22 protein-coding genes and 1 other RNA gene are annotated in these 22906 nt (G+C 51.7%); 12 read left to right on the forward strand and 11 right to left on the reverse strand.

What is annotated here, in order from left to right; all coding sequences use genetic code 11:
- Positions 1–42: 42 nt before the first annotated feature.
- The 4 genes from AC5FXQ_RS06660 to AC5FXQ_RS06675 form a co-directional block, all read right to left on the reverse strand.
- Positions 43–252 (reverse strand): hypothetical protein, encoded by a 210-nt coding sequence (locus tag AC5FXQ_RS06660; protein WP_493601711.1) that lies wholly within the window; start codon positions 250–252, stop codon positions 43–45.
- Between the two features lie 55 nt (positions 253–307).
- Positions 308–1537, reverse strand: a complete 1230-nt coding sequence (locus AC5FXQ_RS06665; RefSeq protein ID WP_493601712.1) for a S41 family peptidase — start codon at positions 1535–1537, stop codon at positions 308–310.
- 89 nt (positions 1538–1626) lie between these two features.
- Positions 1627–2385 carry a hypothetical protein gene (locus AC5FXQ_RS06670; RefSeq protein WP_493601713.1) on the reverse strand — a complete coding sequence of 253 codons (759 nt, stop codon included), beginning with the start codon at positions 2383–2385 and terminating at the stop codon, positions 1627–1629.
- 120 nt (positions 2386–2505) lie between these two features.
- Positions 2506–3603 (reverse strand): glycosyltransferase family 61 protein, encoded by a 1098-nt coding sequence (locus AC5FXQ_RS06675; RefSeq protein ID WP_493601714.1) that lies wholly within the window; start codon positions 3601–3603, stop codon positions 2506–2508.
- Between the two features lie 336 nt (positions 3604–3939).
- Here AC5FXQ_RS06675 and pseB point away from each other — a divergent pair, with 336 nt between their 5' ends.
- The 9 genes from pseB to AC5FXQ_RS06720 all read left to right on the forward strand — a co-directional run bounded on the left by pseB (position 3940) and on the right by AC5FXQ_RS06720 (position 14208).
- Positions 3940–4959: a UDP-N-acetylglucosamine 4,6-dehydratase (inverting) gene (pseB, locus tag AC5FXQ_RS06680; RefSeq protein WP_493601715.1), complete on the forward strand. Its 1020-nt coding sequence runs from the start codon at positions 3940–3942 to the stop codon at positions 4957–4959.
- Positions 4960–5182: 223 nt separating this feature from the next.
- Positions 5183–6379, forward strand: a complete 1197-nt coding sequence (pseC, locus tag AC5FXQ_RS06685; protein ID WP_493601716.1) for a UDP-4-amino-4,6-dideoxy-N-acetyl-beta-L-altrosamine transaminase — start codon at positions 5183–5185, stop codon at positions 6377–6379.
- A gap of 2 nt (positions 6380–6381) precedes the next feature.
- Positions 6382–7266, forward strand: coding sequence for an aldo/keto reductase (locus tag AC5FXQ_RS06690; protein WP_493601717.1), 885 nt, complete (start codon positions 6382–6384; stop codon positions 7264–7266).
- The gene (locus AC5FXQ_RS06695) at positions 7263–8051 is read left to right on the forward strand and encodes an SDR family NAD(P)-dependent oxidoreductase (RefSeq protein ID WP_493601718.1); all 789 of its coding nucleotides are present in this window, start codon (positions 7263–7265) and stop codon (positions 8049–8051) included. The genes AC5FXQ_RS06690 and AC5FXQ_RS06695 overlap by 4 nt, the downstream gene beginning before the upstream one ends.
- Positions 8045–8854, forward strand: a complete 810-nt coding sequence (locus tag AC5FXQ_RS06700) for a cytidylyltransferase domain-containing protein (protein ID WP_493601719.1) — start codon at positions 8045–8047, stop codon at positions 8852–8854. Before AC5FXQ_RS06695 ends, AC5FXQ_RS06700 begins: the two co-directional genes overlap by 7 nt.
- Before the next feature lies 1 nt (position 8855).
- Complete coding sequence (gene pseG, locus AC5FXQ_RS06705) at positions 8856–10340, forward strand: UDP-2,4-diacetamido-2,4,6-trideoxy-beta-L-altropyranose hydrolase (protein WP_493601720.1); 1485 nt, start codon at positions 8856–8858, stop codon at positions 10338–10340.
- 16 nt (positions 10341–10356) lie between these two features.
- Positions 10357–11400 (forward strand): pseudaminic acid synthase, encoded by a 1044-nt coding sequence (pseI, locus tag AC5FXQ_RS06710; RefSeq protein WP_493601721.1) that lies wholly within the window; start codon positions 10357–10359, stop codon positions 11398–11400.
- Between the two features lie 3 nt (positions 11401–11403).
- On the forward strand, positions 11404–12693 hold the full coding sequence (locus AC5FXQ_RS06715) for a hypothetical protein (protein ID WP_493601722.1): 1290 nt from the start codon (positions 11404–11406) through the stop codon (positions 12691–12693).
- A gap of 33 nt (positions 12694–12726) precedes the next feature.
- Positions 12727–14208, forward strand: coding sequence for a lipopolysaccharide biosynthesis protein (locus AC5FXQ_RS06720; RefSeq protein ID WP_493601723.1), 1482 nt, complete (start codon positions 12727–12729; stop codon positions 14206–14208).
- A 101-nt stretch (positions 14209–14309) separates the two neighbouring features.
- Here the strand turns inward: AC5FXQ_RS06720 and AC5FXQ_RS06725 are convergent, their stop codons facing one another.
- The 7 genes from AC5FXQ_RS06725 to AC5FXQ_RS06755 form a co-directional block, all read right to left on the reverse strand.
- Positions 14310–15023 carry a cell division ATP-binding protein FtsE gene (locus tag AC5FXQ_RS06725; protein WP_493601724.1) on the reverse strand — a complete coding sequence of 238 codons (714 nt, stop codon included), beginning with the start codon at positions 15021–15023 and terminating at the stop codon, positions 14310–14312.
- A 7-nt stretch (positions 15024–15030) separates the two neighbouring features.
- Positions 15031–15234 (reverse strand): hypothetical protein, encoded by a 204-nt coding sequence (locus AC5FXQ_RS06730; protein WP_007654512.1) that lies wholly within the window; start codon positions 15232–15234, stop codon positions 15031–15033.
- A 148-nt stretch (positions 15235–15382) separates the two neighbouring features.
- The gene (gene fsa / locus AC5FXQ_RS06735) at positions 15383–16039 is read right to left on the reverse strand and encodes a fructose-6-phosphate aldolase (RefSeq protein WP_007654513.1); all 657 of its coding nucleotides are present in this window, start codon (positions 16037–16039) and stop codon (positions 15383–15385) included.
- Positions 16040–16248: 209 nt separating this feature from the next.
- An RNA gene (ffs, locus tag AC5FXQ_RS06740) (signal recognition particle sRNA small type) lies at positions 16249–16346 on the reverse strand.
- 90 nt (positions 16347–16436) lie between these two features.
- Positions 16437–16781 carry a YetF domain-containing protein gene (locus AC5FXQ_RS06745; RefSeq protein WP_493601725.1) on the reverse strand — a complete coding sequence of 115 codons (345 nt, stop codon included), beginning with the start codon at positions 16779–16781 and terminating at the stop codon, positions 16437–16439.
- A 27-nt stretch (positions 16782–16808) separates the two neighbouring features.
- Positions 16809–17129 (reverse strand): DUF421 domain-containing protein, encoded by a 321-nt coding sequence (locus tag AC5FXQ_RS06750; RefSeq protein WP_493601726.1) that lies wholly within the window; start codon positions 17127–17129, stop codon positions 16809–16811.
- Complete coding sequence (locus tag AC5FXQ_RS06755) at positions 17126–17839, reverse strand: DUF421 domain-containing protein (protein WP_493601727.1); 714 nt, start codon at positions 17837–17839, stop codon at positions 17126–17128. The genes AC5FXQ_RS06750 and AC5FXQ_RS06755 overlap by 4 nt, the downstream gene beginning before the upstream one ends.
- A 192-nt stretch (positions 17840–18031) precedes the next feature.
- Here AC5FXQ_RS06755 and guaA point away from each other — a divergent pair, with 192 nt between their 5' ends.
- The 3 genes from guaA to hemL all read left to right on the forward strand — a co-directional run bounded on the left by guaA (position 18032) and on the right by hemL (position 22792).
- Entirely contained in the window at positions 18032–19561 is a 1530-nt protein-coding gene (guaA, locus tag AC5FXQ_RS06760; RefSeq protein WP_493601799.1) for a glutamine-hydrolyzing GMP synthase, read from the forward strand.
- Between the two features lie 155 nt (positions 19562–19716).
- Positions 19717–21420 (forward strand): ABC transporter substrate-binding protein, encoded by a 1704-nt coding sequence (locus tag AC5FXQ_RS06765; protein ID WP_493601728.1) that lies wholly within the window; start codon positions 19717–19719, stop codon positions 21418–21420.
- 73 nt (positions 21421–21493) lie between these two features.
- On the forward strand, positions 21494–22792 hold the full coding sequence (gene hemL / locus AC5FXQ_RS06770) for a glutamate-1-semialdehyde 2,1-aminomutase (protein WP_493601729.1): 1299 nt from the start codon (positions 21494–21496) through the stop codon (positions 22790–22792).
- Positions 22793–22906: the final 114 nt, after the last annotated feature.

Consider the following 22906-nt stretch of genomic DNA (forward strand, 5'->3'; position numbering starts at 1 on the left):
CCCCGTAAAATTTGAGTGTTGTTTGAAAAATCAAGCGGCAGCTTACTGTTCGTTTAATTTTTCACGCTTCTGTTGATCCCAGAAAGCCGCAGCAGCCAACAAAAGGAAACAGAGTTTATAGATCCGATACCACACGATGTTGGTCTCCCAGAAAAATACTCTGAATACTTCCTGGTCAGTATAGAAAGAGGTGACTAAATCGACTAACATGGCGGCAGCAAATACGAGGTAAAGGATCTTCAGAAACTTCATGTGATAGGATGTTAAAGTTTGTTTGTGATGGTTTAAGATATTAACAATTCCTGGCTTATAACACCGGTTTTTGATCGATCAACTGCAAGGTATAACTCAGGACTGTGTCTTCTCCTTTCAGGAAATCCTCTACTGTAGCCTCCACCAAGTAAGCCGGTGGTATAGATTTTCCTTCCATCGGGAAGCCGCCGGCAGAAAGCCTTGGTTCGCGGGTAGGTATACGGAAAGCTATACCTTGACTGGTTACAAAGTTTGAGGCGCCGTTGCCGGTGTCGCCGTGGGTTGGCGTTCCGATAATCGTTGCGTCAGCACCTTCCCACAGGTCAATGGCAAAGCTTTCGGCAGACGAGAAGGTATAGCCGCTCGTCAGCACAAATAATTTGCCCTTGTAACTGTTCGGGCCCGGGCTAAAAGACTTACGTGATACACTGGCCCAGTGCTTCTTTTTGACCAGGTATGCAGCCATTTTTTCGCCCAAACCTGAATTTCCTCCTCCGTTGTTTCGCAGATCGATGATCAGGTAGGGCTTGTGTTTCAAATCCTGGTAATGCTGCAGAAACTGCTCCACCACATCGCCCCGCATCCCATTTATGGCAATATACCCGACATCGTCTGAGATGCTCCTACCGTCAGCCAGGGTATAGCCCGGCACTGATTTAGAAGCCCGATCATCGAAGGTGATAGCAACTTCCTTTAAGCTATCTGCTGTCTCTATGAGGTAGCGGCGGGTGTTCTTGAAGTAACTGGTGAAAAGGTTGTTGTGAATTGCCAAAGTCGTTCTTCCCTGCTCTGTGGAGGCGTATACATAGGCTTTCTCCTGCTCCAGCCACTCCAGCACCGGCATACCGTCTATCCCGATGATCTCGTCCTGCTCTTTTATTCCTTCTGCTGCAAAGCGATCATCCCGCACACTACTGATAAACAAGCGGTTTTCTACCAGGACTGCACTGCAGTTGATGATGCCTCTCCGGAAATAAACGCTTGAATGGCCATTCTGCAACTCGCCAAAATACCGGAGTATCAACTTACCATAGGCGGTGTTATCCTCCACTTCTGTTATTAGGCTTGCGTACTTTGCAAACAGCGAATCCGGGTGTATCCCTTTACTTTTAAGGTAAGGATGCTTGCTTTCCACAATGGCATGGATCTCCTTAAAATTAGTGAGATACATGGCCTGGTTGTGCTCCAGTTCACTTATGTAGATGCTTTGGAAATTGGGAGATGAAGTAGAGCAGCCGGTGAAGACTATGAAGGTGGTGATCAGGGCGAGGTAAAGTAGTTTCATGGGTTGGTTGGAGGATGTTCGGAACGGGTTCGGACAGGCAACGGGTAAGGCATAAGCCGAACATGATGCCTGTGTTGTGTTAGCCAATTTTATTTTATTGTTAGACGCAGATAAGAGAAGTCATCCCGTTTTGGCTCTCCCGTCAACATTTCGAACTGTTCCATTGGGATCATTTTGATGATGATTGACCTTGGAGATTCCCATTTCATTTCGAAAGCTTCCCAGTCCTGTTGGTTTATCTCAAAGTATTTTCCAATTGCTGTTGTTGCCCCATTCTTAGTCACTTTCCATACTTGGATGCCATTTGGCGTAGGGTCCATAACAGTCGCTATTGAGACATTGGCCAAGTATCCTAAATCAGGTGACACAGAAGGTTCAGTCCAAGCTGTTGCGGCTATCTCGCCTGTTGTCTTGTCCACAAGATAGGTTTCATAGTGCTCGTAGAAGTGACCCGCAATTAAGTATTTGTTTAGCTCTTTGTTTTGACCTAGATACTTATACTCTGCCTGTTCTGTGTCATCTGTACCTATGAGAGTGTCCTTTAACGCTTCTATAGATTTCCACTCGCCATTGATTTTGAGAGTTATAGAACCATTGACTTTGCGGGCGTCACCTTTGTTCATAGTGAAGTGGGTTTTCCCGTTAGCTGCCTTGCGAAAGTCTTCTTCTGTTGCTGACTCCAAAGTATAAAGTGAAGATACATTCTTTTCTACAGCTTCTTCATTAGCATTAGTAGATGTAGCATTATCATTTACAGTCACTTCGCCATAGTCTGATGGTTGTTCTCCAGACTTGCCGTTACAGCTAAGCATTACCAGCATTAAGGGCAGAAGAAACATCTTTTTCATTGATTACTAATTTTGGCTAACTACCTGCTGGCAGGAGTACCTACTCCCACTAGCTGCACTATGTAAGGAGGTGGCTTAAAACCAATCCCCTTCATTCAGCTTCAAGTTAACTAAATATACCTAAATTCCTATGCCTTTCAACCATGCCTCCACCTCCTGCACAGGCACCGTATAATTCTCCAGCCTGCCGCCAACAGTACCCACCACGACGTTATACCTGAAACCGAGTGCTTTGCAGAGCAGGAAGTAGTGGGTCTTGATCAGGTTGGCTGGGTGGAACTCCAGCACCTGGCATTGCTCCGAGAAAAGAAGATTGGTCAGGCCGGCGCCGTGGGGGGCAATTACGGCTTCGGCTTCATAAAAGAGCTGCACCTGCTGCTGGTAAGTTAGCTCCTCGGCCCTCACAACCTCAAAGCCATACCTGTCTAGCAGCGGAATTAGCTCCTGTTCATTCAGCACACGACGGGTTTTGGCCTTGGCACGACTGATATAGAGACGTCTTTTGGGGCTGTTTTGCTGTACACCATACCCTTGCCACACCTTTTGCCGCAGCCAATCAGCTACCTCACGGGGCAGAAATCCGCTTTGCGCATTGGCCACAAACGACGGCAGCACAAATTCCTCCACCTGCCATTTCTCGTGCTTGCCTATGTATACCAGGTTGGCCTGCGGGTAGTCCATCAGCACAAATTGCAGCGTTTCGAGTTGATAAGGGGCCATATCGCGTCGCATAATCACCTTGATCGGTTCCTGGGTATGTTCGAGCACCAGGTATAGGCGCGACAGACAATCAAAAAACCAGTGATAATTGTTGTTGTCAGCCCACGGCAGGAAAAGCACCGAGGTATAGCGCCCGCTCTGCTTTTTAGGCAGCTGCAGCGATACTTCCTTGAAAGCATCTGATTTGGCCAGCCGACTCACCTCTCCTACCGACTCCACCACGACCTTTCCGTCCAGCACCACGGCACCGGAGTTCCCCAGCACTTCCACCTGCTGTAACCGAATCAGGTACTGCTCCTTCTGCCTGTAGCCCAAACTATAGTCGATGGCGTAGTTAAAGCTGCGGGCTGAATCCTCCAGGAATGCCTTCTCAACATCATTAAAGTCGAGGACATAACCGGGAGAAAGTACCTGTTTGCCCGGATGATGCAACACCGAGGTATAGCGCGAATAATAGCCCAGCGTATGCAGCAACCCGAAAAAAGCTTTTTTCAACATGAAACAGTAGAGTTTGGGAATTTAGGAGTTATTAATCGTAGGGACGGGTCGCGACCCAATGCCGTGCACCGGCAATAAATTGTTGGGAATCATGCACCGAAATCCCCTCTTGGGAGGGGCAGGGGTGGGTTAATCGTGCACAAACAACAATTAGACAATCAACAATTACCCCTGATAATAAACAGCAAATAACAACATCCCTATGCAACAACCAACCTGCCACTAATAATTTATCCATCCAACAATTTAACAATTACCAATCAACAATTAAATATTTAACTTGCAGCTTGGCGTGGGTTACAGTTTCTGAGCCCTGGTATTAAGTAAAAAACAAGCATGGCATTAGACCTAAGTAATAAAGCTATACTCGTGACGGGCGGTACGGGCTCGTTTGGAAAGAAGTTCGTGGAGATGGTGTATGCCCGTTTTCCGGATGTAAAAAGGGTGGTGATCTACTCCCGTGACGAGCTCAAGCAGTTCGAGATGTCGCAGGTATTTCCGCACAGCAAGTACAATTCCGTTCGTTACTTTATTGGCGACGTGCGCGACGGCGATCGTTTTAAAAGAGCTTGTGAGGGCATCGACATCATCGTGCACGCGGCTGCCATGAAACAGGTGCCTGCCGCTGAGTACAACCCGATGGAGTGCATCAAGACAAACGTACTGGGTGCAGAGAACATCATCAACGCTGCCCTTGACACCGGCGTGAAGCACGTAGTGGCCCTCTCCACAGACAAAGCCGCTGCTCCGATCAACCTCTACGGCGCGACCAAACTGTGCTCCGATAAGCTCTTTGTAGCTGCCAATAACATGAAAGGCAAACGCGACATCAAGTTCTCGGTGGTTCGCTACGGCAACGTAATTGGCTCCCGTGGTTCGGTGGTGCCTTTCTTCTTAAAGAAGCGTGAAGAAGGTGTGTTGCCGATCACTCACCCGGAGATGACCCGTTTCAATATTTCCCTGGAAGAGGGTGTAGAACTGGTTTTCCATGCGCTGGAGCACCATTGGGGTGGTGAGATCTTCGTACCAAAAATCCCTTCTTATGTGATCACCGACCTGGCTGAGGCCATTGGTCCGAACTGCAAACAAGAGGTGGTAGGTATACGTCCGGGCGAGAAACTGCACGAAGAAATGATCACTGAAACCGACTCCCTGAATACCGTGGAGTTGGATAAGTACTACGTGATTGTGCCTTCCACGCCGCTCTGGAAAGTGGAGGATTTCATGAATGCGCACAATGGTAAAATGGTGGAACTGGGCTTCAAGTATAACTCCGGCACCAACACCGAATGGCTCAGCGTAGAGCAGTTACGTGATCAGATCCGCCAGCACGTGGATCCGAATTTTAGTGTATGAATTATTGAGTTGTTAAATTGTTGAATTGTTGCTCGTGCATGATTAACCCACCCCTCCCAAGAGAGGAATTCTGGTGCACGATTGGCCAGGTCAGGACCTGTCCTTACAAGAGGTACGCCAATTACTACGTAGCACCACGAAGTTACGGTGTAACGTCGCTACATTTCAACTTTCTACCTTTCTAACTCCTAAACTCTTTAACTCCCAAACTTTACCTCCTTACATGCAAAATGAAAAGCACATGCGCCCTATACCTTATGGTCGTCAGCACATCACCGAGGCCGACATACAGGCGGTGGTGGAGACGCTTGCTTCGGATTTCCTGACGCAGGGGCCGAAGGTGGCGGAGTTTGAGCAGGCCTTCGCCAGATATGTGGGCACCAAATACGCTGTAGCCGTAAGCAACGGCACGGCCGCGCTGCACCTCTGCGCGATGGCGCTGGGCGTGAACGAAAACTCTCGTGTGATCACCACGCCCATCACCTTCGTGGCCTCGGCCAACTGCGTGCGCTACTGCGGTGGCACCGTCGAGTTCTGCGACATCGACCCGGCCACGGCTTTGATCGATATTGCCAAGGTGCGGCAGCTGGTGGAGGGCAAGCCGAAGGGTTACTACAGCGGCATCATCCCAGTGGACTTTGCCGGCAACCCGGTAAATCTGGAGGAGCTGCGCCAATTAGCCGACGAGCACGGACTGTGGATTATCGAGGACGCGGCCCACTCCCCGGGCGGCTTCTTTATCGACAGCCAGGGCGAGAAGCAGTTCTGCGGCAGCGGTAAATTTGCCGAACTGGCCATCTTCTCCTTCCACCCCGTCAAGCACATCGCCACGAGCGAGGGCGGCATGGTGACCACCAACGACGAGGAACTCTACAAAAAACTGCTGCTTTACCGCACCCACGGCATCACACGCGAGGCGGACCTTTTGGAGGAGAACCACGGCGGCTGGTACATGGAGATGCAGGAACTGGGCTATAACTATAGAATTCCCGACATGCTCTGTGCCCTGGGTATCAGCCAGCTGAGCCGTGCCGATGAGGGTATGGCGAGAAGAAGGCAGATCGCAAGGGTATACGACGAGGCCTTCGCAGGCGCTGCAGGTATAGCGGTGCTAGGCACCAACCCGGCGGCCCTGACTGAGGCGGGTGAGACTGGCCACGCCTACCACCTGTACGTGATCCAGGTAGCAGATCGCAAAGGGCTCTATGACTTCCTGCGCGAACACCAGATCTTTGCGCAGGTGCACTATATTCCGGCCCACACCATGCCATACTACCGCAGTCTGGGCCACAGGAAAGGCGACTTCCCGAAGGCCGAGCGCTACTACGAAGCCTGCCTGAGCCTGCCGATGTTCCCAAGCATGACGGACGAGGAGCAGCAATTCGTGATTGAGAAGGTGAAAGAGTTTTGCAAAGGATAGGCTTGACGAGTCAGACACATACAAACAGGCTGGTCCTGGGCACTGCACAATTCGGGCTCCCTTACGGCATCAGCAACCAGCGGGGACGAATTCCGGAGGCTGAGGTAGCAGCTATACTGGCCGAGGCGGCGAAAGCAGGTATAAACACCCTGGACACGGCGGCCGCCTACGGCAGCAGCGAGCAATGTTTGGGCATCGTCCTGCATACCTTACCAGCACCCTACCGCATCATCAGCAAGTACCCGCCGAACCAACCAGATAAAAGCATTGCACAGGCATTCCAAGAATCTATGGAGCGCCTGCGCGTCAACAAGCTCTATGGCTACCTGTTGCACAGCTATGCAAGTTATAGCGGCAGGCCAGGTATATTGGACGAACTGCAGGAGCTGAAATCAGCGGGACAGGTGGAGAAGGTGGGAATCTCGCTCTACCATCCGGTGGAGGCGGAGGAACTGCTGCGGCGGGAGGCACCAATCGATCTGGTGCAATTTCCCTACAGTATTTTCGACAGGCGTTTTGAGGAGCTGCTGCCGGAGTTGAGAAGCCGTGGCATTGAAACGCACATCCGCTCTGTATACCTGCAAGGGCTGTACTTTATGCAGCCGACCAAGCTGCCGCAATACCTGCAGGAAGCAGTGCCCAAACTGGAGCGGCTGCAGCAGTTGACCAGCGCTTATCAACTCCCGGTCGGTGCGGTATGTCTGGCTTTTGCGCTGGCAAATCCCTATATTTCCAAAGTAGTGATCGGTGTGGAGAGCCTGCAGACACTGCAGGAGAACATCAGCTTCAGTAATATCACCCTGCCTGAAGCGCTGCATACCGAACTGTTAGAATTGAAAGAAGAAAACGAAACGATACTCTTACCCTACAAGTGGTCCACACGATGAGCAGCAATCTGACCGACTTATTTTCCCTTTCCGACAAGGTGGCCCTCGTCACAGGCGGCTACGGTCATCTGGGCACCGCCATCAGCCTGGGTCTGGCCGAGGCCGGCGCTACCGTTTATGTGCTGGGCCGAAGCGAAGCCAAATTTCAGGAGGCTTTCAGCGAATATACTGACCTTCACCTGTCTTTCGTCTATTGCGACATCTCCGATACCAAAACTGTTGCGGCCGCCTTTGAGCAGGTGCAGCAAGAGCAGGGCCGCATCGACGTGCTGGTGAACAACGCCTTCTACTCCAAAGGACAGCAGCCGGAGCAGCTCACAGATGAAGAATGGGCCTACGGCATCGACGGCAACCTCAACAGCGTGTACCGCTGCATCCGGGAGGTGATTCCCTACCTGCAGCAGAACGGCGGACGCATCATCAATGTGTCGTCCATGTACGGCATGGTTTCCCCCGATTTCAGCATTTACGACGAGAGTCCGGCTTTCCTGAGCCCGCCGCACTACGGTGCGGCCAAGGCGGGCGTGCTGCAGCTCACGCGCTACTTCGCCTGCTACCTGGGCAAATACAATATCACCGTCAACGCCGTTACGCCGGGTCCGTTCCCGAGCGAGCAGGTGCAGCAAAACGAAACTTTTGTAGAGCAGCTGAAGAAGAAGAACCCGCTCAACCGCATCGGCAAACCCGATGACCTGAAAGGAGCCTTCGTCTATCTGGCCTCAGACGCCTCGGCTTTTATGACGGGACAGAACATGGTGCTGGATGGAGGCTGGACGGCATGGTAAAAGTCGGCGCCATCATACAGGTGCGTCTGGGCTCAGAGCGACTGCCCGGTAAGGCCCTGCTACCCCTGCCCTTCAGCGGAAACACCTGCCTGCTGGAGCATGTGGTGACGAATGCCCGTGCGGCGAAATCGCTGCAGCAAACCATCATCGCTACCACCACCCTAAGCCCAGACGATGCCATCGAGGCTTTTTGCAAGGAAAGGGAAATTTCCATCCTACGCGGCTCGGCCGATGATGTGCTGGACAGGTTCCGGCAGGCGGCGCATACCTACGAGCTGGATGTGATCGTGCGGCTCACCGGCGACAATCCCTTTGTGATGCCGGAGACGATTGATCAGGCGGTGGAGCAGCTGCTGCAGACAGAATCAGACTATATTATCACTACCGGCCTGCCCCTCGGTACCAACGTGGAGGTGTTTACCAGACAAGCGCTGGAAAAAGCCGCTGCCCAGTCCACGGCAACAGCCGACCGGGAGCATGTGACGCCTTATATCAGAAAAGAAGTCGGTTTTATAAATCAGACCCTGCATTTCGAGTCGGGCATCAGTCAGCTGCGCCTGACCGTAGACTACCCTACTGACTACGCACTGGCTGCGCTGTTTTTTGAGCGGCTCTGGAAACCGGATCAGTCCATCACACACGAGGCGATTGGCCAGCTTCTGCAAGAGCAGCCCTGGCTGCAGGAGATCAACGCCGCCAATGCGCAGCGACAGGTCTTTGTGACCGAAGAAGAGGAATTGGCAGCTGCCAGGAAACTGCTGCAGTCCGGAGGATTGACCAGGGTGCTGCTAAAACTACGATAGCATGAACAGGAAGACACGCATTATTTTCAGGGCAGACGGCAACAGCCGCATCGGGCTGGGCCACGTGACACGCTCACTGGCGCTGGTGCACATGCTGCGCCAGAAGTTTGAGTGCATATTTGCCATTCAATCGCCAGACCAGGCTTTGCAGGAGCGAATACGGGAGGTATGCGACGGCATCATCGTGCTTCCTCCTGCCGAACCAGATGCTGATCGCTTTGTGCACGAACTGGATGCCTATATTTCGGCAGAAGAGATCGTGGTGCTGGATGGCTATAGCTTTGGTACAAATTACCAACAAAACATCAAAGCCCGCGGCGCAGCACTGGTTTGCATCGACGATATCCACGCTTATACCTTCGCGGCTGATGCAGTCATCAACCAGGCAGGTGGCGTTTCACCCGAGAAATACCAGACTGCACCCTATTCCCGACTGCTGCTCGGTCCGCACTATGCGTTGCTCCGTCCCGCTTTCCTGAGAGCCGCCAAAGCTGCCAGGGCTACACCTGAAGGTGAGCTGCGTGTGCTGGTTTGCATGGGTGGTGCCGATCCGGATAACCATACCCAGCAAGCGCTGGAAGCACTGCAAGCTATACCTGCCGTCAAGCAAATCGAAGTAGTGGTAGGCAGCGCCTATACCCGATTACACGAACTCAAGCAGCACCTGAAAGAACAGCCACAGGCCAAACTGCACCGCGACCTTTCCGCAGAGAGCCTTCGCCGCCTGATGGCCAAATGCCAGGCTGCCATTACCTCCGCCAGCGGCATTTCTTATGAATACGCCGCCGTGGGAGGCCTTTTGTTTGTAAAGCAAACAGCCGATAACCAAGCAGGTATGCACCAATTCCTGACGACAGAAGGTATAGCCCAAGACTACGGTAGCCTATCAAAAGTACTACAGCAAGGTATAAGCGAAGAGGTTTTTAGAGCGCAAATTTTAACCCAGCGACTGTTTTTCGACGGCAAAAGCCCCGAGCGACTGCTGGAGCTTTTCAAAAGCCTCAGCCTGGCTACAAGTCTGAAATTGCGCAAAGTTGTACCAGAGGACTTGCAGCTGCTCTTCGACTGGGCAAATGACCCGGAGGTGCGCCGGCATTCCTTCAACCCGGAGCCAATCCTGCTGGAAAATCACACCCGCTGGTTTCAGGGCAAACTTGACAACCCCGACGCCATGCTATATCTTGCTGAAGCAGACGGAACACCAACTGCCCATATTCGCTTCGACATCAACGGCAGTACAGCCACGATCAGTTACCTGATTGCGGCAGACTATCGTGGTAAAGGCTTGGGACACACGGTTTTGCTCAAAGGTATACAGCAGCTCTTGCAGGACCGGCCGGATGTGCAACTAGTAGAAGGACTGGTGCAGCAGGATCACAAAGCCTCCGTCCGATCTTTTGAAAAAGCCCGTTTTGCGTATGGAGAGGCCGATCCGGCGCATCCGAAAGCATTCCGTTTTGTCTGGCAGCCAAAGGCCGGAGCATAGTTTAGAAACAGAAACCATGATCAACGATATCAGTATTGCCGGCCGTATGATCGGCCCATCCCATAAACCTTTTATCATCGCGGAGATGTCAGGCAACCACAACCAGTCGCTGGAGCGGGCGCTCGCCATCGTAGACGCCGCCGCTGACGCAGGCGCCGACGCCATCAAACTGCAGACCTACACCGCCGACACCATGACCCTGCCTGGTGCCCTCACCATTGAGGACGAGGGTTCGCTCTGGAAAGGCCGAGAGCTGTATGATCTCTACAAAGAAGCCTATACCCCCTGGGAGTGGCACCAGCCTATTTTTGAGCGGGCACGGGAACGCGGCCTTATCGCCTTCTCCTCCCCCTTCGACGAATCGGCGGTGGATTTCCTGGAGAGCTTGGGAGCTCCGGCCTATAAGATCGCCTCGTTTGAGAACACGGATCACCCGCTGCTGCGCAAAGTGGCGGCCACCGGCAAACCCGTGATCATGAGCACCGGCGCTGCCACGGTGCAGGAAGTGGCCGAAGCCGTGCAGGTGCTGCGCGAAGAAGGCTGCCTGGAACTGATCCTGCTCAAGTGCACCTCCACTTACCCGGCCACGCCGGAAAACACCAACCTGCGCACCATCCCGCACCTAAGTGCCTTGTATGACTTACAAGTTGGCCTCTCGGACCACACCATGGGCGTTGGTGCATCTGTGGCTGCTGTGGCTTTGGGTGCCACTGTTATCGAAAAGCATTTCACCCTCAGCCGCGCAGACGGTGGCGTAGATTCGGCTTTCTCGCTGGAGCCTGCCGAGCTGCAGTCGCTGGTGGTGGAGTCGGAAAGAGCCTGGCTGGCGCTGGGGCAGGTACAGTACGGCGTGCAGCGGGCAGAGGAAAAAAGCCGCCTTTTCAAGCGCTCTGTCTATGCGGCCCAAGACATCAAAGCAGGCGAAGCATTTACCAAAGATAATATCCGCGTGATCAGACCGGGCCTGGGGCTGCCGCCGAAGCATTATGAAAATCTGCTGGGAAAAAACGCCACACAAGATATAAAAGCAGGCACGCCGCTTAGTTGGGACTTGGTATAGCGCATGAAAGACTGGTATACCCTGTACAGCAACATCCTATACCTGCACTTTTCTGAAGGTTTCTATCAACTTCCGGAAAGCGCCAAGAATGCGGCTTCCCCGGCTAACCCGTTCATGCGCCTATTGCGCATGGCTGGCTACACTCTGGTGCGGCTGTTTGGCAATCTGTTCCGGTCTGTGGAGCAGCCGGAGCGATTGAAGGGCAAGGTATGGCTCTATGTGGTCAGCCAGAATAACTACGACAGTCTGCATTTTCTGGAGGAGGCTATACCTGATGCCGTGATGGTAGCGGGCCAGAGCAAAGCCATTGGCAGGTATAACCAGCAAGTGGCGCGGCTATCACTGCGTAAAAAGCTGCTGTACTACTATAAGTTTCCATACCTGTTTTTTCAGTTCCTGCAGCATCGCAAGCACAGCACACTCCGCTTCGTGGATCTGCTCTACGATGCCATCGGCTTTTACGAGGTATACCTGGAGAAGCTACAAAAATACCATCCACAGGCGGTCGCCTTTGCCAATGATCACAACGCCGACGCCCGTGCCCTACTGCTGGCGGCGAAGGAATTAGGTATACCTACCGTTTATGTGCAACACTCGAGCGTGAGCAACTTGTTTCCACCGCTGTCGTTTGACCTGAACCTGCTCGAGGGACAGGACTCGCTGGACAAATACCGGCAGTGTGGTCCGGTGCAGGGGCAAGTGGAGTTTATCGGTATGCCGAAAGCCGACAAATTTGTCTCACTCCGCAACAAGAGTCAGCAGGTGCAAACACTAGGTATAGCCTGCAACCTGATGGACCGGGTGGAGGAAGTGGAGCAGCTGATACGCCAGATTAGCCGCGATTTCCCGCAGCTCAGGATTCTGCTTCGCCCCCACCCCCGCGACAAACGCAGCTATTCCTTTGCCACCGGCATCAGCCCGAACATCAGCCTAACTGACGCCCGACAACAGTCGGTTTTTGAGTACCTGCAAGGTATAGACATGCTAGTGAGCGGCAACTCCGGCATCCACCTGGAAGCGGTGCTGCTCAATGTATGGTCCGTTTACTATAACTTCAACCCGACAGAGGAGCTACATGATTATTATGGCTTCGTGAAGCATAGTCTGGTGGAAGAAGCCACTTCCTACGATGCGCTCAAGCCAATGCTCGCACAAGGGATAGCACACAAACCGCAGGTTTACCAGCGAGCCAGCTATTACCACGCGACGGTGGGAACGGAGTACGACGGCAGGAGCGGCGAACTGGCAGCTGACTTTATAAAAGCAATGTTGGCTACCACCAATCAATTATAAGAATCGGCTACCTTTGTGGCCTGAAAAAGAAACATGAGTAAACATCTCCAGCGAGAGGGTATTTGGAACACCGTGATCTCATATGCCGGCATCGCCATCGGCTATGTGAACACCATCCTGCTTTTCCCGAACTTTTTGGAGGAGGAAGAGGTGGGTCTAACGCGTCTGCTGATCCAGATCTCGGTGATGTTTGCGCAGTTCTCCGCCCTCGGTTTCGTGAACATGAGCGTGCGCTACTTCCCCTATTTCAGGGATAAGAGCAAAGAGCACCACGGCTTCCTGTTTCTGATGCTGGCTATACCTGTGCTGGGCTTTGGCGCCATTACAGGGCTCTTCCTGCTGTTCAAGCCGGTCGTGATAGACTACTACATCGAGAACTCCCCTCTCCTGCTCGATTACTATTACTTTGTGATCCCGCTGGCCTTTTTCACGCTACTTTTCAATTTGCTCACAGCCTACCTGCGCTCCCTGTTCAAGACCATCATTTCGTCATTCGCCCAGGACTTTCTGCTGCGCATCCTCACGACGGCACTGATTGGACTCTATGCCTTTGACTGGATCGAGTTCAGGCAGTTCGTGCTGCTTTACATTGTCATCAATGCGGTGATCACGCTTTCGCTGGTGGTGTATGCGCTCTGGTTAAAGCAACTGTTTCTGAAGCCGCGCCTGGCAGCCCTCAGTATCGTGCCCTTGCGTGAAATGCTGTATTTCGGCTTTTTCACCTTCCTGGGCAACATTTCGGTGACCATCATCACGACTGTCGATCAGATCATGATCAGTTCCTACAGCCTGGGCGACAACGGTATTTACACCACAGCTTTCTTTATTACCAGCGCCATCATGGTGCCGGCACGGTCTATATTCAAGATCGCTTTTCCGCAGGTGGCAGAATACTGGAAAGACAAGGACATGGCAGGTATGGAACGGCTTTACAAACAGATCACATTGATCAACCTGATTGTGGGTTTGCTTTTGTTCATAGGTATCTGGGCTAACATTGACAACCTCTTTTCCTTTATGCCGGAAACCTACCGGGCTGGTAAGTATGTAGTATTGTTCCTGTCCATGGCCCGCATTATCGACCTGGCCACAGGTATAAACGGCATCATCCTGGCTACCTCAGAGAAGTACCGCTGGGACCTGCTCTTCAACGTGGTGCTGGCCGGCCTGACTATCTGGACGAACTATGTGTTCATTCCACTGTACGGCATAAACGGAGCGGCCCTGGCTTCGATGATTTCCTATGTGACCATCAACCTGCTACGCCTGTTCTTTGTACAGTGGCTCTACAAGATGCAGCCTTTTGCCTGGAATTCATTGGGTGTAACAGCTATCGCAGCCGTAGCGCTGGGAGCCTCATACCTGGTGCCTTTCCTAGACAATAAATACTTGGACATCTTTGGAAGGTCTCTTTTAATCACCGCTATTTACATGGGGCTGATGCTCGGCCTGCGGATATACCCGGACATGAACCAGTGGATGCTCGCACAGTTGCGCAGACTTACTAAGCCATAGAGCTCATTAACTGAAAGCTATGATAAGCTATAGGAAAGGGTATACCTGTCAAGGGAGCCTTCTGTAAAAGCTCCTCTACTATGATACCAGGAAAATTTGATCTAGTAACCCGTCGTCAGGCCGAATGATTCTACTTTAGAATCAAGTACTTTACCGTTTTCGCACTTGAGTACACGGTGTGGGTAGCGGTTAATGATCTCGTAGTTGTGCGTTGCCATCAGGATAGCCGTACCACTGTTGTTGATTTCGTTGAAGAGTTGCATGATGCCGTCTGCCACGATTGGGTCGAGGTTACCGGTTGGTTCGTCGGCCAGCAGAATAACCGGCTCGTTGAGAAGGGCACGGGCTACCACGATACGCTGCTGCTCGCCTCCTGACAGTTGGTGCGGCAGTTTGTTAGCGGCGGCATCCAGTCCTACACGCATCAAAACCTCTGTAATGCGCTGCTTTCGCTTCGATTTGTCTTTCCAGCCTGTGGCTTTTAGGACAAAGGCCAGGTTCTCGGCCACTGTGCGGTCGAAAAGCAGTTGAAAGTCCTGAAACACAATGCCAATCTTGCGGCGCAGAAAAGGCACTTGCTTACGCGGGAGCTTCGTGAGTTTAAAATCGGCGATGGTACCTACACCGGTTTGAAGCGGCAGATCACCATACAGGGTTTTGAGCAGTGAGCTTTTTCCGCTACCGGTGCGCCCTACCAGGTATACAAACTCCCCCTTTTCAATGTCAAAATTGACACTGCTCAGCACGGTGTTCACATCCTGATAAATAGCCACGTCGCGTAGCGATACCACGGGGGTAGATGAAGAAAAGCTCATAAGAAAATTAAATGTCTAGTTGCTGCAGTTTACCAAACTCGAGGGACTCTATCAGCGCAGCCAAAGCCTCCTCTTTTCCTTCCAGACCATAGCGGTCCAAGTTCTTGAGGGGACGGTCCGCCCTAAAATAAGCAATCAGCACGAAATTATCGTCGCGCAGCTGAATGTAATCCGGAATTTTGGCCTTGCCCTTTACTTTGATGATGTACATCGTTTTAGAATGACTAATGAATGGTGACTAATGAAGAAATTCTGCACGAAATAAATAGATAATGGTTAATGAACGATAATGTTTCAGGTCTATACCTTCTACTCCATCATTCATTAACCATCAATCATTATTCAATAGTCATTCAATATTACTTGTTGCCCTTGGCGTGGTCAGCCAGGAACTTCTGCAGGCCGATGTCAGTCAGTGGGTGGTTCAGGAGACCTGTGATCACTGAAAGCGGACATGTTACCACATCAGCACCAAGCTCAGCACACTGCACCAGGTGCATCACGTGGCGTACAGAAGCGGCCAGTACTTGTGTCTGGTAGCCATAGTTGCCATAAATGTGCACGATCTGCTCGATCAGCTGCAAACCATCCGTTGATACGTCGTCCAGACGGCCTACGAAAGGAGACACATACGTAGCACCTGCCTTGGCAGCCAGGATAGCCTGCCCCGCAGAGAATACCAGTGTACAGTTGGTTTTAATGCCACGCTCGCTGAAGTGACGGATCGCTTTCACGCCTTCACGTGTCATCGGCACTTTCACCACGATGTTCGGGTGCAGCTCGGCCAGCAGTTCGCCTTCGCGTACCATACCGTCGAAGTCCGTTGCGATCACTTCGGCGCTGATGTCACCATCCACGATTTCGCAAATCTGCTTGTAGTGCGCCATCACGTTGTCGTGTCCGAAGATGCCTTCTTTGGCCATCAGCGATGGGTTGGTGGTAACACCGTCGAGCACACCGAGGTCGTGCGCTTCCTGAATTTCCTGCAGGTTTGCAGTATCAACAAAGAATTTCATAATGCTGAGGATGTAGATTTTCCTACAAATCTAACGCAATATGCCCTAAGTCAAAAGACATTGTATAAAAGATGCAGGACAATTGAGGTATAAGCCCACAAAGGCAGGTTAACCTGCTGTATGGCAGGGTATAGGAAGGAGCAGCAGAAGCAGCTGGGCCTAAAACAAAAAGACCGGCAGCGGGCCGGTCAGAAAAGTATGGGCAAAAAAAAGTGGCAAACCAACATCGCGCCGCTTCAACCATCTACCCTTGCTGCCTTCCGGCCCTGGGGGAGTTCGACGGGAGCTGGCCGTGCCGATTTGCCGTTACAAAAGTACGAAGATTATACTGAAGTGCAAATTTATTACTCATAATAATCTCAGATATTAACCCCATACCTGATACTGAAGCAGTTGCTTAAGCACAAACAGCCTGATCCCAGTCTTGACTTCCACAGCGTGCGCATGACAATGCCGGCTTTTCCTCCTTTCCTTTCACCACCGTACCGCAGCTACAGCAGGCAAAAGCATCTTTCACGAAACTCTGTTCATCAAAAAAATCATCCCAGCGTGGTATGATCGAAAGTCCCGGCCGGGGTTCATCGTACTTGTACACGGTAAAAGATCCGTTCGCCTCCAGGTACACTCTTTCGGCATTTCCAAGATTGCCTATTTGCTCACTCCGCAGCTCCGAAAACAGCCGCTCCCTTGTCAGGTTTGTATGCTGCATTCTATCAAGACATAGCGTGCCGTCTTTTACCACAATATCAATATCATCGAGTACCGCACTTTAAAATTTCGTGCTTTCGAGCGCCCTGCCAGATACTATCCGCTGCACACCAATCACTACACCTGCTATAATCAGGATAGGCACCAATCCACGTGTCGGGTCAGCCATGGGTACCCCTATCGCTGCAGCCAAAGTAACCAGTGCCGCCATTTCGTTGCGCGTCAGCTGCGCGGCCATTCTTTTTCCCATAGCCCGCATGGCAACCATCAGCACCAGAAAGATGAAGGTTATCCTGATGATGACCTCTATCAGAAAGCTCCAGGGCACATCCCCCAGGATTATCCGCAACCAGTCTGTTATTTCAATGTCCTCTGGATTCATGTTACGGTTTCTAAGCTAACAGGCTGCCCCCACTCCTGGTGGCTGCAGTTTTCGCATGTACTGTCTTGGGCAACATCTTTATGGGAAGGAACGGTATACCCGCAGTTGGTGCATACCTGCTCAATAGTATCGCTTTTGGTTTCATCGATCATCCCATGGTCTTTATCTGGCACTATGGCCAGGCCAGGTTTCGGATCATCGGCCCTGAAAACACTAAAAAAGCCTCCGGACTCCAGGTAAACCCGCTTTACCTGCCCCAAATGTTTTATCCTGTGCGTGCGCAGCGCCCCAAAAAGCTGTTGCCTTGACACCCGCGACTTGGCCATCTCCTCTACCTGCAGCACGCCGTCCCGTACCATCAGGCTCACATCCCCCTGCGTCATAACTTCCACCTTCCTGCTTTTAAAAGAGAGCTGCCCCAGCCCGCGCTGGAAAAGCAAGGTGCAGCATAAAATGATGATCGTGGGTAAGACACCTCTGTCCGGAATCTGCATGGCAGGCGCCACAATAGCACCCAGTGTTATCATCACGGCCATCTCCGTTAAGGTTAACTGTGCGTTCATGCGCTTGCCCAGGAGGCGAAGTATAAAAATCAGAAAGAGGTATACCACGATAGTTCGCAGCAGCGTTTCCAGCATGAACTCAGGAGGGGTCTCCCCTATCAGGATGCGCTCCCAGTTCCATATATTTAGTTCATCCTTGTTCTCCATAGCCTGAAAATTATACGCCCTACCCTTGTGCTAGTTGCAGGTTTGCGGACAGTAAAGTGATTTCAAAAAAAACCTATGGAAAGTCGGTTGAGATGGATTGGCATACCTGATTTTATACCTGCCCAGCCGAAGGACCTGCAATTTCCAGTGGCAAGTATTAGCAAAAACTGTAAAACTGCCTTACCTTTGCGCATGCCAGAAAAAATACTGATTCTCGACTTCGGCTCCCAGTACACCCAGTTAATTGCAAGACGGGTGCGCGAGCTAAATGTGTATTGTGAGATCTATCCTTACAATAATGTTCCGGAACTAACGGAAGATGTCAAAGGCGTTATTCTATCGGGCAGCCCCTGCTCGGTGCGCGACCACGAACACCCTACCATTGACCTAAGCCAGTTTATGGGCAAGCTCCCCTTGCTGGGCGTGTGCTACGGCGCACAACTGATCGCTTACGAGCACCAGGGCGAAGTAACCCCATCCACCATTCGTGAATACGGACGTGCCAGACTAACGGAGCTGCACACCGCCAACCGCCTGATGAAAGAACTCACCCCGGGTTCGGTGGTATGGATGTCACATGGTGATACTATTAAAGAGATTCCAGACAATTTTGAAGTAATAGCCAGCACGGAAACTGTGCGTGTAGCCGCTTACAAGCTGCGCGACCAGGAAACCTACGGCATTCAGTTCCACCCGGAAGTAACGCACTCCGACGAAGGCAAAACCCTGCTCCGCAACTTTGTGGTGCACATCTGCGATTGCCAGCAGGACTGGACATCTGAGCAGTTTGTGGATGCCACAGTAGCTGACCTGAAAGAACAGCTGGGCAATGACAAGGTAGTGCTTGGCCTGTCTGGCGGTGTAGACTCCAGCGTGGCTGCCATGCTGATCCACCAGGCGATCGGCAAAAACCTGTACTGTATCTTCGTAGATAACGGACTGCTGCGCAAAGACGAGTTCGAAACTGTGCTTGACTCTTATAAGCACATGGGCCTGAACGTAAAAGGTGTGGACGCCAAAGACCGCTTCTATTCGGCACTGGCCGGCATCTCTGACCCGGAAGGTAAGCGCAAGGCGATTGGCCGCGTGTTTATCGAGGTGTTTGACGACGAGGCGCATCAGATTGAAGACGTGAAGTGGCTGGCACAAGGCACTATATACCCGGACGTAATTGAGTCGCTGAGTGTGAAAGGCCCTTCGGCTACTATCAAATCGCACCACAACGTGGGCGGTCTGCCTGACTTCATGAAACTGAAGGTGGTGGAGCCACTTAAAACACTTTTCAAAGACGAGGTGCGTTTGGTAGGCAAGACCCTAAAGATTGATGATACCATCCTGGGGCGCCATCCGTTCCCTGGTCCTGGCCTGGCAATCCGTATATTGGGTGATATCACCCCGGAGAAGGTACACGTGCTGCAGCAGGTAGATCACATCTTCATTAGCAACCTGAAGAAATCGGGCTTGTATGACGAGGTATGGCAGGCTGGCGCTATCCTGACACCGCTGCAGTCAGTGGGCGTGATGGGCGATGAACGGACTTACGAAAATGTAGTGGCCCTCCGTGCTGTGACCTCTATCGACGGTATGACAGCGGACTGGAGCCGTTTGCCGTATGAGTTCCTGGCCGATGTATCAAACGAGATCATCAACAAAGTAAAAGGCGTAAACCGCGTCGTATACGACATCAGCTCAAAGCCACCGGCTACCATCGAGTGGGAGTAATATTAGTGAGTGAATTTTGAATGAGTGATTGCGTGAATAATAATGAATCGAATTGTTTTTTAACAGTAAATGAGTCATTCAAATACTGTTTTTAGCAATTCACTAAATCACTCATTCACCCATTTAAAATCTCGCCCATTCAAAATTAAATAAACATGAAGAGAAGCTTATTGAAGCATGCAGCGGGTGTACTGCTACTGGCTGCGCTTGCGCTGCCGGCACAGGCCCAGCAGGATTATAGCACAACCTATAGCAATGGTAAGGTACTGTTAGAGCAGGAACGTTACGACAAGGCCATGGCCGAGCTTTTACCTATCACACAGGCTGGTACTAAAAATCAATATGCTCCCGAAGCTTCTTATCTCTATGCCGTAGCGGCGCTCAAGGCAAATAAACTGCCGGAAGCACGACGTATGCTACAGCAGCTACAGGGCCAGCACCCTAACTGGCCTAATCAACCTGAAGCAAGCTATCTATTGGCTAATGTACTGTTTGAGCAGGGCGAGTATGAGCAGGCCTTGGCTGAACTAGGCAGCCTGCGTTCCGCTAAACTACAAGCCGACGCCGAGAACCTGAAGCGTCACTACCTGATGCGCATTACGGACCGTGAAACGTTCGAGCAGATCCTGCAGCGCTATCCGGATGATAAAGCTGTGGCACAGACCTATGCTGACAAGTTATTGGCAGGTTGGTATCGTCCTGAGGACAGAACTACGCTGGAAAGCATTGTCTCGAAGCACCGCCTGGACCGCAACCGCTACCTGAGTGCCAATGCCATGCGCAAACAGGCCTACAACGTAGCAGCCCTGATGCCCTTCCAGCTGGATCAGGACCTGGGACAGGCAGCACGTAAGAATCAGTTTGCCACCGACCTCTTTGCGGGCATGAGGATGGCGCAGGACTCCCTTAAGCGCCAGGGAATCAACATTAACCTGTATGCTTACGATGCAGGCACCGATACAACTGCTGTAAAGCGCCTCCTGGAGACTCCGGAGCTTAAAAGCATGGATCTGGTTATTGGCCCTGTTTACAGGTCAGCAGCCAAGATTGCGGCTCGTTTTGCTACACAGAATAATGTGACTGTGGTCAATCCGCTTACACAAGACCTGGAAGTAGCTGCCGATAATCCCAATATTTTTCTGTTTGAGTCTTCGGTAGCGACACAGGCACGACAGGCTGCTACCTACGCTTATAATACTTTTGAGCCTAAAACGGCTGTCATCTTGTATGAAGACAACAAAGATGACATCGCGTTTAGCCAGTATTACCGTGAGCAGTTCCTGAAATTAGGGGGTAAAGTGGCAGCTTACAAAAAAATAAATTCTGCACAGAGCTCTGCCACCGCCGCTGTTTTTAAAGACCTGAAACTGGAGAACGTTGGCCATTTGGCTGTTTTCTCAGATCAGATGACGGCTGCGGCAAACACGGTTAGCACCTTGCAGTCCAGAGCGGCCACGCTGCCACTTGTGACATTTGAAAAGTGGCTGGGTATAGGTCAGCTGACCCTGCGCCAGTTAGACGATCTGGAGATCTATTTTGTAAACCCGAAATACATAGACCAGATGAGCTCGGCAGCGCGTCACTTTCGCAAAAGGTATGCTGCCAGATATAACATGCCGCCATCACAGTATGCTTATGCCGGCTTTGAGATGATGTATTATTTCGGAACACTGCTCCAAAATTACGGCCCGCGCTTCAACCTGGCGCTTGGCTCCGAGGGACTCAGACCGGGTGTTTTTTACAAAGGTATAGGCTATACCGATCGTGCCGCTCTTAATGAAGTGCGCCGCGACAACCAGTACATCCCGATTACCAAACTGGAGAACCTGCAACTAACTGTCGTAAACCCGGTTTTTTAAGCTCCAGGCATTATACATTCAAGGTATAGCACCTTATCAGATCATTGCTTTTAAAATCAAAGAAATCAGAATTATGAAAATAGCACCAATCAGCGAAGAACTTTTCCAGCGTGCACAGCACTCCATACCAGGCGGGGTAAACTCTCCTGTACGTGCCTTCAGAGCCGTGGGCGGCAATCCACGTTTTATGGTATCGGCCAAAGGTCCTTATATGTTCGACGAGGACGGCAACCGCTACATGGAGCTCATCAACTCCTGGGGACCTATGATTCTGGGTCATGCTGCTGAGGTCGTGCAGGAAGCTGTGCAGCAGGCTATACCTAACTCGCTTTCTTTTGGAGCTCCTACCCGCAAAGAGATTGAGATAGCAGAGCTGATCGTGGACATGGTGCCATCAATCGAAAAAGTGCGCATGGTGAACTCCGGCACCGAAGCTACCATGTCGGCAGTGCGTGTAGCCAGAGGCTATACCGGGCGCAACAAAATGATCAAATTCGAGGGCTGCTACCATGGCCACGGCGACTCTTTCCTGATCGCTGCCGGTAGTGGTGCCATTACCCTTGGCGTGCCGGATAGCCCGGGTGTAACGCAGGGAGTGGCGGCTGATACGCTCACGGCACCCTTCAATGACCTGGAGGCTGTGAAGACACTGGTGGAGGCTAACAAAGATCAGGTAGCAGCTATCATACTGGAGCCAGTGGCCGGTAACATGGGCTTAGTGCTACCTGAGGCAGGTTTCCTGCAAGGCCTGCGTGACCTTTGCACCAAAGAGGGCATCGTGTTGATATTTGATGAAGTGATGACTGGTTTCCGTCTGACACCAGGAGGAGCGCAGCAGTTGTTTGGCGTTACGCCAGATATGACTACGCTGGGTAAGATCATCGGCGGCGGTATGCCAGTAGGCGCTTACGGGGGCAAGAAAGAGATCATGAACTTTGTAGCGCCAGCCGGCCCGGTTTACCAGGCGGGTACGCTCTCCGGTAACCCGATCGCCATGTCGGCAGGTATGGCCATGCTGCAGTACCTGCAAGGCCATCCGGAGGTATACACAAACCTGGAGCAGACAACTACCAAAATGGTAAACGGAATGAAGCAGAACATGCAGGAACTGGGGATGAATTTCACTATCAATCATGTCGGCTCTATGTTCAGCATCTTCTTCACAGAGCAGCCAGTTACAGATTTTGAAAGCGCTAAAACATCGGACACCGCTATGTTCGGTCGCTATTTCAACAGCATGCTGCAGCGCGGCGTATACCTGGCTCCTTCTCAGTACGAATCGTTGTTCGTGTCTACGGCCATCACTGACGAGCTGGTGCAGGAGTACCTGCAGGCAAATCTTGAAGCGCTTCAGGAAGCAGCACAGCAATAAGCTGTACCAAATATTTAGTAGAGAAATAGAAAAACGGCGGCTCAGTAATGGGCTGCCGTTTTAATTAAGTCAGGTATAGCCCACAGAAGAAGCATCGGTTGCCAACATATTCGT

It is taken from the genome of Pontibacter sp. LHS1, assembly GCF_058932855.1.